Below are 12525 nucleotides of genomic sequence, written 5' to 3'. Positions count from 1 at the left end.
AAGGGATGGATCCCCCTTCTGTGGACCCGGAGGGGTCGCCATTTGGGAGCCGGATCTGGAGGCGGGGCCCCCGGGGGCGATGGTGGAACCCAGACATTCAAGGCTGCCGCCGATGCGGCGAAGGAGGTGCCATGTCGATCAAGTTGCAGGCCGCAGGTTCCCTGGCGATCTTCGCTCTGGCGTGCTCGGGGGGAGGCTATGGCGGGGGCGGGGGCAGCAACAGCACGCCCGCCGGAACCGTGCTCGCCACGGATGCCCAGTTCTCCGCGACGGCGGGCACACCCCAAAGCACGCCCGTGACCAACCCCTTCGCAACGGCGCTCAAGGTCACCCTGATGACCCAGCAGCGGGTGTCCAACGGGGACGGCTACGGGGGCTACACCATCGTCAGCACGCCCAAGGCGGCAGCCTCGGTGACCTTCACGGTGGTGGCGGGGGCCACCGGGGCCAGCGGCACCTTCCCCGGGGCCGCCACGACGGCCACGGTGACCACGGATGCCTCGGGCGTGGCCACGGCTCCGACCCTCACGGCGAATGCCACCGCGGGCGTGTTCACGGTGAATGCCACCACGGTCGGCGTCACCGCCCCCGTGGCGTTCACGCTCACGAACAACTGAAACCGGGGATAGACGCTCGATCCGCGGCCTAACCCAGGCTGCGGATCCGGGCGGCGCGGCTGTCGATCTCCGTGATGCGGAAAGCGAAGTTGCCGTCCACCACCACCACCTCGCCCCGGGCGATGTGCTTGCCGTTCACCAGCATCTCGACGGGGGCATCCGCGCTGCGGTTGAGCTCGAGGATGGAGCCGGGCGTGAGCTTCAGCAGCTCGCCCATCTGCATCTCAGTCTGGCCCATGCGGACCACCACGGGCAGCTGGATGTCCAGCAGCAGGTCCAGGTTGCCGGAGTCGGGCATGGGACCGGCGGCCACGGGGGCCCGGTGGGCCGGGGCCGCCGCGGCGGCGGGGGCGGCCTGGGGCGGCGGGGCGGCCGGGGCCGGAGCTTCCGCGAGGCCGAGCTTGCGCTTGAGCTGCTGCAGGAGAAGGTCGGGGAAGAGCAGGTGGATGGTGGTGCTCAGGGCTTCCTGGGTCGTGGGCAGGGCGATGCACTGGAACGGTCCCTGGCCCAGTTGCTCCGAGAAGGCGGAAGCCTCCGGCGCGAGGGCGAGGATGTCCACATTGGCGATGGCGAAGGTTTCCCCGGCCAGATCGGACAGGGTCTGGTTGGCGCTGCCCATGACCTGGTTGAAGGTCTCGGCCAGCGCGTCCTTGGAATCGCCCACCAGCTCCTCCGCGGGCGCGCCTTCGCCGCCCAGCATGAGGTCCACCAGCATGGTGCCTTCCTTCAGGGGCAGGGTGAAGAACAGGGTGCCGTTGAGGCCCTTCTGGTAGTTGGCCTTCACCAGGATGGTGGGGGCCTGGTGCAGGGCGGCGGCGCCCTGGGGATCCACCACCTCGCCCGGGGCGGACTTCAGCTGGAACTCGCGGCCCGTGAGCATGGAGAACACGGAGGCCATGCTCTCGGCAAACGCGTTGCCGACTTTCTGGAAGAGTTCGGTGTCACGGGCATCCATGGCTCATCCTTCCGACCGGGCGCCGGTCACTTGGAAGACGCGTTTTCCATTGGGGTTCAGGGCCACCAGGCCCATGAACCGGGGGATCCCGTCCACGCAGAGGTCGAGCTCGGCATCAAAGCGCTTGGTGAGCGGGATCAGATCGCCGGGCTTGAGCTGCAGGACCTCCTCCATGCGGAGGCTGGTGCCGCGGATCTCGGCGGCGGCCTCCATGGGGCAGCGCTTGAGGCTGGCCATCAGGAGGCGGGCCTCCTCGAAGGTGGAGGACTTCTTGTAGCCGGTGAACATCTCCTGGTCGAACTTGGTGGAGATGGGCTCGAGGATGATGCTCGGGATGGCCAGGTTGATCATGCCGCTGACCGGCCCCATCTTCACTTCGAAGACCACCAGCAGCACCACCTCGTTGGGGGCGACGATCTGGATCAGCTGGGGGCTCGTCTCCCGGGCCTGGATGCGGAAGTCCAGATCCACGATGCCGCGCCAGGCCTCGCGGAGATCCTCCAGCACCAGCTTCAGCACCCCGTCGAAGATGCTCTGCTCGATGTCGGTCATGGTGCGGAGCTGCTTCAGCGGTTCGCCAGGGCCGCCCAGCATCTTGTCGATGATGGGGAACACCAGGGTGGGATTCACCTCCAGGGCCAGCGCGCCTTCGAGGGGCTTGATGGAGATGGCGTTGAAGCAGGTGGGGTCAGGCACGGACAGCAGGAACTCCTGGTAGCTGAGCTGCTCGACACTCACCAGGTTCACTTCCGTGATGGTCCGCAGGTAGGCGCTCAGGGAACTGGAGAAGTTCCGGGCGAAGCGGTCGTGCATGAAGTGCAGGGAGCGCATCTGCTCCCGGCTCACCCGGTCGGGGCGGCGGAAGTTGTAGAGGGTGACCTTGCGCTGGGCCTGGGCCTTTTTTGCCTGATATTGGGGAGCGCCGCGCTCGGGCCCCGGAGCGGCCGGGGCCTTGGGCCCGGTCCTCGTATGGGACTTAAGTAGCGCGTCTACTTCCTCTTGGCTAAGAATTTTGGCCATGGATTATCCTTCGATGTGCTTCTCCAGGAGCTTGCCCCGGAGTCGCAGCATGGCCTTGGTATGCAATTGGGATACCCGGGACTCGGTGATGTTCAGGAGCGTCCCGATTTCCTTCATGGTCAGTTCGTCGAAGTAGTAGAGCTGGACCACGAACTTCTCCTTCTTGGGCAGCACCTCCATGGCCCGCCTCAGGATGTCCTTGATCTCCGTGGCCTGGAAGGTCTGGTGCGGATCCTCGGCATCCGGATCCGGCACGAAGCTGATGAGGCTCTCCCCCTCGCCGTCCTCGCCCACCTCCACGAAGGTGCCCAGGGTGACGCCCTTCAGCTCATCCAGGTTCTTGTGCAGCTCCTCGAGGGGGACCCCCAGGTGGACGGCCACCTCCTCGTCTGTGGCGGCCCGCCCCATCTGCTGCTCGAGCAGGTGGTAGGCGTTCTCGATGTCCTTCTTCTTGCGGCGCAGGCTCCGCGGGACCCAGTCCAGGTCGCGCAGGCCGTCGAGGATGGCCCCCTTCACCCTCAGCTCGGCGTAGGTCTTGAACTTGATGTTCCGGGCCGGCTCGAACTTCTCGATGGCGTCCATGAGGCCGAGGATGCCGCTGTTGATGAGGTCGTCCAGCTCCACATGCGAGGGCAGGCGGGAGGCGACGCGGTGGGCGACGAACTTCACCAGGGGCACATAGTCCTTGATGATCTGCTCGCGATTCTCGCGGTCGAAGGGTTCCGGCGGCTCCTGGGCCTCGGTGGCGCCGGGCGCGGCATCCGCTGCCGCCGTCGAGGCGGCGGCCGGAGCAGCTGCGACGGGAATGGCGGCGGGGGGAGCGCCCTTGCCGTAGGCCTTCGCCGCCGCCAGGGCCGCCCAGGGCCGGAGCGCGGCGGGCGCGGCCTCCACGGCCCGGGCCGCCTCACTGCCGAGAGGCGGGGCGGGGACAGCGGATGGGTCCGACCTCGGGGAGGACATCCTGGCTCCTAGTTGGGGTCGTCGGAGGCGAGCTGCCTCCAGAATGCCGCAAACCCGCCGGGCTGCAAGGATACCTGTCCCAGCAGTTGCCGGGCCAGAAGCTGGAAGGCCTGGGCGGCGGGGCTCCGGGGGAAGAGGTCCACCACGCCGCGCTGCTGGCGCACGGCCTGCAGGATGTGGGGGTCGTTGGGGATCATGCCCAGCACCTGGAGCTGTTTGCCGAGGAAGCGCTCCGTGGCCGCCTGGAGCTGATCGATGGTCTCCTGGGCCTCGTCGGAACTCTGGCCGTTGTTCACCAGCAGCCACAGTGGCTTGGAGGCCTCCCGCAGGTGCAGCACCTTCACCATGGCGTAGGCGTCCACCAGGCTGGTGGGCTCGGGGGTGGTCACCAGGATCACCTCCTGGGCGGCCATGAGGAGCTTGAGGACGGAATCGTGGATGCCGGCGGCGGTATCGATGAGCAGCCAGTCCGCCGTCTCCGATACCCGCTGGAGGCCCTGCACCAGCCGCAGCTCGCTCATGGTGTCGAGGCGGGTGAGCTCCTGGATGCCGCTGCTGGCGGGGATGATGCGGATGCCCATGGGGCCTTCCAGCAGGATCTCCTCGAGCACCTTCTCGCCCCGGAGCACATGCTCCAGGGTGAATTTCGGGGAGAGGCCCAGCAGGATGTCCAGGTTGGCCAGGCCGAAGTCCGCGTCCATGACCACGACCCGCTGGCCCTGCTGGGCGAGGGCGATGGCGAGGCCGGCCACCACATTGGTCTTGCCCACCCCGCCCTTGCCGGAAGTGATGGCCACCACGCGGGCGGCGAAGAGGGGTGCCTCGGGGCGCTGGCCCTGGGCCATGCTGCGGAGGCGGGATGCCTGGTCGCTGCTCATTCGGCCTCCTTCACGGTGGCGGGGAGGATGAGGTCGGCCACCCGGCGGCTGGTGGCCAGTTCCAGGGCCTCGGGCACTTCCTGGCCCGTGCCCAGGTAGCTGAGGGGCCGCTTGACGCGGACCAGGGTGCTGAGGATGGGGCCGTAGGTGGAGGTCTCGTCGAGCTTGGTGAAGAGCAGGCGGGTGGGGTGCAGGGGCTCGTAGCGCGCGGCGATCTCGGCCAGATCGCGGGGCTTGGTGGTGGCCGACATCACGAGGTGAGTCTCCACCTCCGGCAGCTCGTCCAGCAGGCCGCGCAGCTGCCCCAGCGTCTCGGTGTCCTTGGGGCTGTGGCCGGGCGTGTCGATGAGCACCAACGCGCGGTCCTGATAGAAGCGCAGGGCGCTGCGGAGGTCCTCCACCGTGAGGGCCACATGCAGGGGCACCTGCAGGATCTGGGCGTACTGCTGGAGCTGGTCCACGGCGGCCATGCGGTAGGTGTCCAGGGTGAGCAGGGCCACCTTCTGCTTCAGGTGGAGCTGGGCGTAGGCGGCCAGCTTGGCCAGCGTCGTGGTCTTGCCCACGCCGGTGGGACCCACGAGCGCGGCCACGCGCATCTTGCCGGGATCCAGCTGGATGGGGGGCGCCACGGGGATGAAGTCGGCGATGACCCGGCGGAGGAAGAGCCGGGCCCGCTCGGCGTCCACGGCGCCGGCGGCGGAGTCACCATCCTGATCCACGAGGGCCCGCTGGGCGTATTCGCAGAGCCGCAGGGCCACCAGCGGTTCCACATCGTTGGCCACCAGGTCGCCGTAGAGCTCCAGCAGGCTGGGGGGCAGGTGCAGCTGGGCCGGGGGCATGCCCTGGCGCTGGATGCGGCTCAGCAGCGCCTTCATCTGATCGAGTTCCTTCAGGATCGAGGCGTTGCGCTGATCGTTGTCCTTGAGGGCCGCCACGGCGCCCTTGATCTCCAGCAGCTCCCGCCGGAGCGGCTGCAGATCCATGGGGGGGGCCGGGGGGGCGACAGGGGGCCGTACCGGAGGTCGGGCCGGGGGCCGGGGCGGCGCCGGTTCCAGCGAGGGGCGGAGGCCGTAGGTCAGGGAGGCGGGGCTGCCGGCGGCGAGCGGCGGCGAAGGCAGTTTCGCTCCGGGCTGGGCTTCGTCCACGGCGGCCGTGACCTCGATGACGGCCTCCTCGCCCAGGCCCAGGCCCAGGGCCGAGGGTCGCCGCCGGGTCCGGGTGGAGAGGATGAAGGCCTCTTCACCCATCTCCTTCTTCACGATGTCCAGGGCATCCTGCATGGATCCGGCTTCGAAGGTCTTCACGCGCATGGTTCACCCTTCACGAGTCGGTTCATGAAACAGTGCCCAGGTTCACGACGCGGACATCCATGGGCACCTCGCTGTGGCTCAGCACCACCAGGTGGGGCAGGGCCCGCTCCAGGAGGCGCCGAAGGTGAGGGCGCACGACGGGATTGGTCAGGAGTACCGGCTGGGCGCCGGGCAGGAGGGCCGCGATGCCGTTGGCGATGCGGGTGAGCAGCTCCTGGGTGCGGCCCGGCTCCAGGGCCAGGAAGCTCCCCCGGTCGGTTTGCTCGATGCCGCCCTGGAGGGTCTGTTCGATCTGGGGATCGAGCACCAGCACGCCCAACTCCCCGGTCTCGGACAGGTGCGGGCTCGTGAGCACGCGGCCCAGGGCCTGGCGGACATATTCGGTGATGAAGCCCACATCCTTGGTCATGGTGGCGGCATCGGCCGTGGCCTCGAGGATGCGGCCCAGGTCCCGTACGGGCACACGCTCCCGCAGGAGATTGTGCATCACCTTCTGGAGGGTGGTCACGCTGACCACATTGGGGATGAGGTCATCCACCAGCCGTGGCGAGGTCTCCTTGAGGGTGTCGAGGAGGTGCTGGACCTCGGGCCGGCCCAGCAGGTCTGGCGCGTGCTGCTTGATGAGTTCCGACAGGTGGGTGGTGAGCACGGTGGCGGGTTCTACCACTGTGTAGCCCAGCATCTGGGCCCGGTCCCGCTGGGCGTCGGGAATCCAGTAGGCCGGCAGGCCGAAGGCGGGCTCCGAGGTGGGCGTGCCGGCCAGGTCCTCCGTGGCGGTGCCGGGGTTCATGGCCAGGAACTGGGTGGGCTGCAGCTCGGCCCGGGCGATCTCCTCGCTCCGGAGCAGCAGGCGATAGGTGTGGGGGGGGAGCTGCAGGTTGTCGCGGATGCGCACGGGGGGCACCACGATGCCCAGCTCCTGGGCCATCTGGCGCCGCACGGCCTTGATGCGCTCCAGCACCGTGCCGCCCTGGTTCACATCGAGCAGGGGGATGAGGCTGTAGCCCACCTCCAGGCCCAGGGGGTCGACCTTGAGCAGGCCTTCGACCCGCTCCCCACCTTCCGCGGCAGCGGCCTTGGCCTTTTCCGCGGCGGCAGCGGCCTCCTCGGCGCCGGGGGCCGGCTTCGGCAGCTTCCAGGCTGCATAGGCCATGACGCCGAAGACGGAGCCCATGACCCAGAAGGGGAACAGGGGCAGGCCCGGAACCGCCCCGAAGAGGAAGAGAACCGAGGCGGCGATGGCCAGGGGCCGGTGGTCTGCACCCATCTGGCCCAGCACCTGGCTTCCCAGGCCCGTGGCGTCGCTGCCGCTGCGGGTGGTGAGGATGGCGCCGCCCACGCTGATGAGCAGGCTGGGGATCACCGTCACCAGACCGTCGCCCACCGTCAGCAGCGTGTAGACCTCCAGGGCCTGCGTCACGGGCAGGTTGTAGCGCACCACGCCCAGGATGATGCCCGCCACGATGTTGACGGCCAGGATGATCAGGGCCGCCACGGAGTCCCGCTGGGTGAACTTCACGGCGCCGTCCATGGCCCCATAGAATCCGGCCTCCTCCTGGAGATCCTTGCGGCGCCGACGGGCCTCCTGCTCATCGATGTAGCCCGCGTTCAGGTCGGCGTCGATGGCCATCTGCTTGCCGGGCAGGGCGTCCAGCGTGAACCGGGCGGTCACTTCGGCGATGCGGCCGGCGCCGTGGTTGATCACCAGGAACTGGATGGCCAGCAGAATCAGGAAGACCACCAGGCCGATGACATAGCTGCCGCCCACCACGAACTGGCCAAAGGCCTTCACCATGTGACCGGCGGCATCCGCCCCCTGGTCCCCGGCGAAGAGCAGGATCCGGCGGGTGGTGGCCACATTGATGGCCAGACGGAAAAGCGTCACCACCAGCAGCACCGAGGGGTACGAGCTGAACTCCTTGGGGCGGGGCACATACATGCCCACCATCAGGATCACCAGGCTCAGGGTGATGTTCAGGACGATGAGCAGGTCCAGCATGAAGGCCGGCAGGGGCAGGACCATCACCACCAGCACGATCATCACGAAAACGGGCGCAGCGAGGTCCGACCGCCGCGAGAGGCGGGCCATATACGGAAGCAGACGGTCCAGGAAGGTCAACATACCGACACCCAGGGGGTCCGGGGCGAGGGCTGTGCCAGCCGCGCGGCCAGGGGCCTCTCCGGGTCGCGGCGCTCCCATCACCCGGGTCCAATGCCCGAGCTAGGACTCCCGGGCCACCTTGAGCCCATCCCAGCGCTCCGGAGCGTGGAATTTCCAACGCCACCCGGCCCAGCTCACCCGCTGGAAGGTGACCCTCCCGGGCCAGGGCACGCGGTCGAGCCAGGTCCGGAGGGCCCGCTGCAGGCGGAGGCGCTGCTCGGGCTCCAGGGCCGTGTCGGCGCCCACCCAGGCTCCGGGGCGCCGGGCCTTCACCTCCAGGAGCCGCAATTCCGGCCCCCGGCTCAGCAGCAGGTCCAGCTCGTAGCGGCCCAATTTCTGCCGCCAGGCCACCAGGTCCCAGCCCCGGGCCCAGAGCAGCCAGAGCGTCAGCCGCTCGGCCCGGAGGCCCAGGCGGCGGGCGGCCTCTCCGCGGCGGGTCAGACGGACTCCCGGGTGTAGAACACGGTATCGACGGGCATGCGGGGGAAGTCAGGGGGCAGCGCTTCGGGCTCGACCCGGTGGAAGTTGTTGCGCTCGTAGAAGCGATGGGCCGCCGCCATGTGGGGCAGGGTGCCCAGCCAGAGGCCCGGCAGGCCCTGGGTCCGGGCGTGGGCCAGCAGCGTGTCGAGCAGGGCCTGGGCCAAGCCGGTGCCGCGCTGATCGGGGTGGAGGAACATCTTCCGCAGGGCGCCTCCGCCGCCGGGGGCCTGGCCGAAATCGATGAGGCCGAGGGTGCCCACCACCCGATCGCCCTCCAGGCCCACCCAGAAGCCCCCCCTGCCGGACTGGTAGACCTCGGGGATGCGACCCAGATCCGGCTGATCCGCCGCCGTGATGGGCACGCCGAACTCGACCTGCTGGATGGGCAGGATCAGGTCGAGCACCTGGGTTTCGAGGCCCGTCTGGAAAGGCTGGATGCGGAAAGCCATGGCCCTACTCGTCCCGCCTCGGCAACAGCAGGCTGCGCTGGACGCGCTCGAGGTTGCCGTGGATCCGCACGATCTTCCAGGCGAGGACCATGGCGTAGCCCAGCCAGACCCAGAGCAGGCGGGGATCCACGGGGGTGCGCTTGAGGACATCGGTGCCCAGGTCCAGGCGGAGGCCCTGGAGGTACCACACCACCACCCCGAAGGCGATGAGCAGGTAGCCCCAGCGGATCCAGTAGGGGCGCAGCCCCTCCTTCACCTTCCAGCGCAACAGCAGCCAGCGGTCGAAGCGCTCGGTCTTCTCCTCGGCGAAGTGCAGGGCCAGCAGCTGATCCACCAGGGGAGCGTAGCGGTGGACCTTCAGTTCCTGGATCTCCTCCTCGCCATTCACCTTGCGCAGGAAGGCCGAGCGGATCTTCCCGACGCATTCCTCCCAGGGGGCCTCCTCCCGCTGCAGCGAGAGGTGCAGCCGCACCAGCCCCACCCAGAGCAGGGCCTGGGCCATCAGCACCACCCACAGGGACCAGCCCTGCCAGCCCTGGGTGCGGACGAGGTCGAGAAAGCGGGTGAGATCCATGGAGGGAGTGTAGCCCGATCAGCTACCATGGCCGGGATCGGCTGGATGGCGATGTGGAGGTTGCCAATGATGGCGGAAGACCTGAAGACGGCGGCGGCCTGGGCCAAGGATCTGGGCGTGGCCGAGAAAAAGCTGAAGGAGGCCCTCAAGGCCGCGGGCATCGAGCCCGATGCCAAGAAGGGCGTGTGCGCCTACTACTCCAAGGCCTCTGCCGAGAAGGCGAAGAAGGCCCTCAAGTAGGGGTCAGGTCCAAGCCGGAATCAGACCTTGGCCCAGGGTACTTCGCCGGCGGCGAGGAAGGCTTCGCCATCCATGCCCCGGTCCTCGGCCCGCTGAATGAGGTGTTGGAGCGCCTCGGCCGTGGCCTCGGCGTCCTGCAGGGCGCGATGGGCCCGGGTGTTGGTGATGCCGAGGAAGGCGCAGAGCTCGGCCAAGCTGCGCCGGGGCAGCTCAGGAATGAGCTTCTTGGCCAACAGGCGGGTGCAGATGAGCCGGTGGCGGCGCCAGACGCCTTCGGGGAGCCAGGCCTTGAGGAAGCTGCCGTCATAGGGCGCATGATGGGCCACCCAGACGCGGCCCTCCAGTTGCGGGGCCAGCTTCAGGGCCACCTGCTCCCAGGGCGGGGCGCCCGCCAGCATGGGCAGGCTGATGCCCGTGAGACGCTGGATCTCCTCGGGGAGGAAGCCCTGGATGGAGGCCAGGCTGGAGTAGCGATCCTCCACCACCACGCCCGAGAGGCGCACCAGGCCGACTTCCGTGATCTCAGAGGGCTGGATGAACCGCCCGTCCTTGCCCCAGCGGGCCTTCGGGCTGCCTCCCGTGGTCTCCAGGTCCAGCACGGCGAACTGGAGTTCCCGGAGGGCGGGGGAGGCAGGCTCGAGGAGCGGCTCCTGCGTCATGCGCTGACCAGGGTCTTGAGCCCATCCCTGAAGAGCACATCGACCTTCTTGCCCAGGCGCCGCTGGACCCGCCCCAGGCCGAAGCTGGGGTGATCCATCCAGGCGCCTTCCTCCCAGCGCTCGGCGATGCTGTAGCGCCGGGCCTGGGCCCCGCCCTGCTCCTGCATCAGGACTTCCTGGAACTGGGAGACCAGCGAGCCCGGCCGGGGGCCGCCCGCCTTGGCCGCCGCGGGGATCCGCGGAGAGCGGGGCAGGGGCTCGGGCTTGGCGACCCGGAACTTGTGCACGGAGCGGCAGTTCCCGCAGATGAGCTTGTCGGGCACGCCATTGGTCACGGTCAGGACTTGATGCCGCGTCTCGCCGCCGCAGCGCCCGCAAGGCGCATCCACATCCTGGCCGGCGTAGTAGATCTTCGTCATGCCACCAGACTAGCAGGGCTCGGCCCCTGATTCCGAGCCGCCTGAAACGCAGTGCGGGGGCCCGGAGGCCCCCGCATGCACTCCGGGGTGGGCGCGTCACTTCTTGATGTGGCCCAGCCAACCGGTGGCCTGGAAGTCGTTGGGATTGTTCGTATAGAGCAATCCGCTCTGGAAGTAGGCCTGGTGCTCCTGCACGCTGGGCTGGAAGATGAAGCGCTGGCCGGCCCCGCTGCAATTGAAGACATCATCGAACGAGGTGGTGATGTTCAGGATGATCTTCCCGGGGGCGCTGGAGAAGGTGCCCGACCGGGTGGCGACCCGCTTGGAGGTGCTGATGCAGACATCGTGGTTGAGGTAGACCAGCGAGTAGGTGAAGGTGCCATTGGCATTGAAGGTGTAGAAACTGCCCCAGGTGCCGGTGACATCGATGAACTCCCAGTTCCCCACCAAGGCGGGGTCGAAGGTGGCTGCCGGAGCGGTGACGGTCACGGTGGCCGTGCCCGTCACGCCGCCGGCCGCGGCGCTGATCGTGGCGGTACCTGCGCCCACGGCCGTCACCACGCCATGGCTCTCGACCGTCGCCACCGCCGGGTTGGAGGAGGTCCAAGCCACATTGGTGTCGTAGGGCACGGTGGAGGTGTTGTTCGAGAAATTCCCCGTGGCGGTGAGGTCCACGGTGCCGCCCACTGTGAGGGGCGCGGTGGTCGGAGCCAGTGAGATGGAGGTCAGGGTGGGGGCGGTCACGGTGACCGCGGCCTGTCCGGTGACGCCGCCGTAGGTGGCGCGAATGGAAGCCGTGCCGGCGCCGAGGGCCGTGGCGTGGCCGAGGTTGTCGATGCCGATGACGGCGTTGTTCGTGGAGGTCCACTGCACATCGTAGGTCATGTTGAGGCGCGTGCCGTTGGACCAGGTCACGAGGGCCTGGAAGTCCTGGGCGTTGTTCAGGGGCAGGGTGGCGCTGGCGGGGGAGACTTCGATCAGGGTGACGGTCGTCGGGGCCGTGACCGTGACGGTGGCGCTGCCGGTGATGGCCCCCGAGGTGGCGGTGATGGTGGTGGTGCCCCCGGCGACGCCGGTGACGAGACCGCCGGCATTGACCAGGGCGATGGCCGGCGAGGCCGAAGCCCAGGTGGCGGAGGCCGTGAGATTGGCGGTACTGCCATCGGTGTAGGTGCCCGTGGCCGTGAGGGGGGTGGTCGAGCCGCTGGCGACGGTGGGATTGGCCGGAGTCACCTGGAGGCTGGAGAGGGTTGCGGCGCTCACGGCGAGGGTGGCGCTGCCGGTGATGCCTCCGCTGGCGGCGGTGAGAGTGGTGGTTCCCACGGTGAGCCCGGTGGCGATGCCCGAGGCGTTGATGGAGGCCACGGCGGGGGCGGACGAGGTCCAGGTCACGGAGACCGGACCGGTGCTTCCGTCCGAGAAGGTTCCGGTGGCCGTGAAGGTCTTGGTCCCGCCCTTGGTCACGGAGCCGTTGGCCGGGGTGACGGCGATGGAGAGCAGCGTGGCGGGGGTGACGGTGACCTGGACCTGGGCCGTGGTGGCCCCGGAGGCGGCGGTCAGGGTGGTGGTCCCGGCGCCGACGGCCGTCACCAGCCCGGAGCCGTTCACGGAGGCGATGGCCGGGGCGGCGCTGGACCAGGCGACGGTGGCCGTCAGGTCCCGGCTCGTGCCATCAGAGTAGGCGCCCATGGCCGTGAGCTGCTTCGTGGCGCCCTTGGCCAGCGAGGGAGCGGTCGGCGTGATCGACAGGGCCGTGAGGGTGGCTGCGGTGACGGAGACCTGGGTCTGGGCGGTCACGGCACC

14 protein-coding genes are annotated in these 12525 nt (G+C 68.9%); 2 read left to right on the top strand and 12 right to left on the bottom strand.

The window, feature by feature from the left end:
• Positions 1 to 131: 131 nt before the first annotated feature.
• Positions 132 to 617 carry a hypothetical protein gene (locus QZ647_RS11230; RefSeq protein ID WP_291272245.1) on the top strand — a complete coding sequence of 162 codons (486 nt, stop codon included), beginning with the start codon at positions 132 to 134 and terminating at the stop codon, positions 615 to 617.
• A gap of 28 nt (positions 618 to 645) precedes the next feature.
• Here QZ647_RS11230 and fliN read toward each other — a convergent pair whose 3' ends face one another.
• From fliN to QZ647_RS11185, 9 genes are all read right to left on the bottom strand, one after another.
• Positions 646 to 1572: a flagellar motor switch protein FliN gene (gene fliN, locus QZ647_RS11225; protein WP_291272244.1), complete on the bottom strand. Its 927-nt coding sequence runs from the start codon at positions 1570 to 1572 to the stop codon at positions 646 to 648.
• Between the two features lie 3 nt (positions 1573 to 1575).
• Positions 1576 to 2592, bottom strand: a complete 1017-nt coding sequence (gene fliM, locus QZ647_RS11220) for a flagellar motor switch protein FliM (protein WP_286355184.1) — start codon at positions 2590 to 2592, stop codon at positions 1576 to 1578.
• Positions 2593 to 2595: 3 nt separating this feature from the next.
• Positions 2596 to 3552: a FliA/WhiG family RNA polymerase sigma factor gene (locus QZ647_RS11215; RefSeq protein WP_291272243.1), complete on the bottom strand. Its 957-nt coding sequence runs from the start codon at positions 3550 to 3552 to the stop codon at positions 2596 to 2598.
• A gap of 8 nt (positions 3553 to 3560) precedes the next feature.
• Positions 3561 to 4430 (bottom strand): MinD/ParA family protein, encoded by an 870-nt coding sequence (locus QZ647_RS11210; RefSeq protein WP_291272242.1) that lies wholly within the window; start codon positions 4428 to 4430, stop codon positions 3561 to 3563.
• Positions 4427 to 5740 (bottom strand): flagellar biosynthesis protein FlhF, encoded by a 1314-nt coding sequence (gene flhF / locus QZ647_RS11205; RefSeq protein ID WP_291272241.1) that lies wholly within the window; start codon positions 5738 to 5740, stop codon positions 4427 to 4429. The genes QZ647_RS11210 and flhF overlap by 4 nt, the downstream gene beginning before the upstream one ends.
• A 22-nt stretch (positions 5741 to 5762) precedes the next feature.
• Positions 5763 to 7862, bottom strand: coding sequence for a flagellar biosynthesis protein FlhA (gene flhA, locus QZ647_RS11200; RefSeq protein ID WP_291272240.1), 2100 nt, complete (start codon positions 7860 to 7862; stop codon positions 5763 to 5765).
• A 99-nt stretch (positions 7863 to 7961) separates the two neighbouring features.
• Positions 7962 to 8291 (bottom strand): YraN family protein, encoded by a 330-nt coding sequence (locus QZ647_RS11195; RefSeq protein ID WP_291273032.1) that lies wholly within the window; start codon positions 8289 to 8291, stop codon positions 7962 to 7964.
• Between the two features lie 47 nt (positions 8292 to 8338).
• Positions 8339 to 8830, bottom strand: coding sequence for a GNAT family N-acetyltransferase (locus QZ647_RS11190; protein ID WP_291272239.1), 492 nt, complete (start codon positions 8828 to 8830; stop codon positions 8339 to 8341).
• 4 nt (positions 8831 to 8834) lie between these two features.
• Positions 8835 to 9404: a hypothetical protein gene (locus QZ647_RS11185; RefSeq protein ID WP_291272238.1), complete on the bottom strand. Its 570-nt coding sequence runs from the start codon at positions 9402 to 9404 to the stop codon at positions 8835 to 8837.
• Positions 9405 to 9473: 69 nt separating this feature from the next.
• Here QZ647_RS11185 and QZ647_RS11180 point away from each other — a divergent pair, with 69 nt between their 5' ends.
• Positions 9474 to 9644: a hypothetical protein gene (locus QZ647_RS11180; protein WP_291272237.1), complete on the top strand. Its 171-nt coding sequence runs from the start codon at positions 9474 to 9476 to the stop codon at positions 9642 to 9644.
• 20 nt (positions 9645 to 9664) lie between these two features.
• Here QZ647_RS11180 and QZ647_RS11175 read toward each other — a convergent pair whose 3' ends face one another.
• The 3 genes from QZ647_RS11175 to QZ647_RS11165 all read right to left on the bottom strand — a co-directional run.
• Positions 9665 to 10303: a 3'-5' exonuclease gene (locus QZ647_RS11175; protein WP_291272236.1), complete on the bottom strand. Its 639-nt coding sequence runs from the start codon at positions 10301 to 10303 to the stop codon at positions 9665 to 9667.
• Positions 10300 to 10722 carry a hypothetical protein gene (locus tag QZ647_RS11170; protein WP_286355194.1) on the bottom strand — a complete coding sequence of 141 codons (423 nt, stop codon included), beginning with the start codon at positions 10720 to 10722 and terminating at the stop codon, positions 10300 to 10302. Before QZ647_RS11170 ends, QZ647_RS11175 begins: the two co-directional genes overlap by 4 nt.
• A 96-nt stretch (positions 10723 to 10818) precedes the next feature.
• The coding region (locus QZ647_RS11165) for an Ig-like domain-containing protein (protein ID WP_291272235.1) at positions 10819 to 12525 on the bottom strand (1707 nt) is incomplete at its 5' end.

The organism is Geothrix sp. (genome assembly GCF_020622065.1).
GTDB lineage: Bacteria > Acidobacteriota > Holophagae > Holophagales > Holophagaceae > Geothrix.
This window is presented reverse-complemented; position numbering and strand designations above follow the sequence as displayed.

Coding starts and splice junctions, on each gene's coding strand:
- fliN (WP_291272244.1), bottom strand. CDS start 1,572: ATGGATGCCCGTGACACCGAACTCTTCCAGAAAGTCGGCAACGCGTTT.
- QZ647_RS11175 (WP_291272236.1), bottom strand. CDS start 10,303: ATGACGCAGGAGCCGCTCCTCGAGCCTGCCTCCCCCGCCCTCCGGGAA.
- QZ647_RS11215 (WP_291272243.1), bottom strand. CDS start 3,552: ATGTCCTCCCCGAGGTCGGACCCATCCGCTGTCCCCGCCCCGCCTCTC.
- flhF (WP_291272241.1), bottom strand. CDS start 5,740: ATGCGCGTGAAGACCTTCGAAGCCGGATCCATGCAGGATGCCCTGGAC.
- flhA (WP_291272240.1), bottom strand. CDS start 7,862: ATGTTGACCTTCCTGGACCGTCTGCTTCCGTATATGGCCCGCCTCTCG.
- QZ647_RS11230 (WP_291272245.1), top strand. CDS start 132: ATGTCGATCAAGTTGCAGGCCGCAGGTTCCCTGGCGATCTTCGCTCTG.
- QZ647_RS11185 (WP_291272238.1), bottom strand. CDS start 9,404: ATGGATCTCACCCGCTTTCTCGACCTCGTCCGCACCCAGGGCTGGCAG.
- QZ647_RS11210 (WP_291272242.1), bottom strand. CDS start 4,430: ATGAGCAGCGACCAGGCATCCCGCCTCCGCAGCATGGCCCAGGGCCAG.
- QZ647_RS11180 (WP_291272237.1), top strand. CDS start 9,474: ATGGCGGAAGACCTGAAGACGGCGGCGGCCTGGGCCAAGGATCTGGGC.
- QZ647_RS11190 (WP_291272239.1), bottom strand. CDS start 8,830: ATGGCTTTCCGCATCCAGCCTTTCCAGACGGGCCTCGAAACCCAGGTG.
- fliM (WP_286355184.1), bottom strand. CDS start 2,592: ATGGCCAAAATTCTTAGCCAAGAGGAAGTAGACGCGCTACTTAAGTCC.
- QZ647_RS11170 (WP_286355194.1), bottom strand. CDS start 10,722: ATGACGAAGATCTACTACGCCGGCCAGGATGTGGATGCGCCTTGCGGG.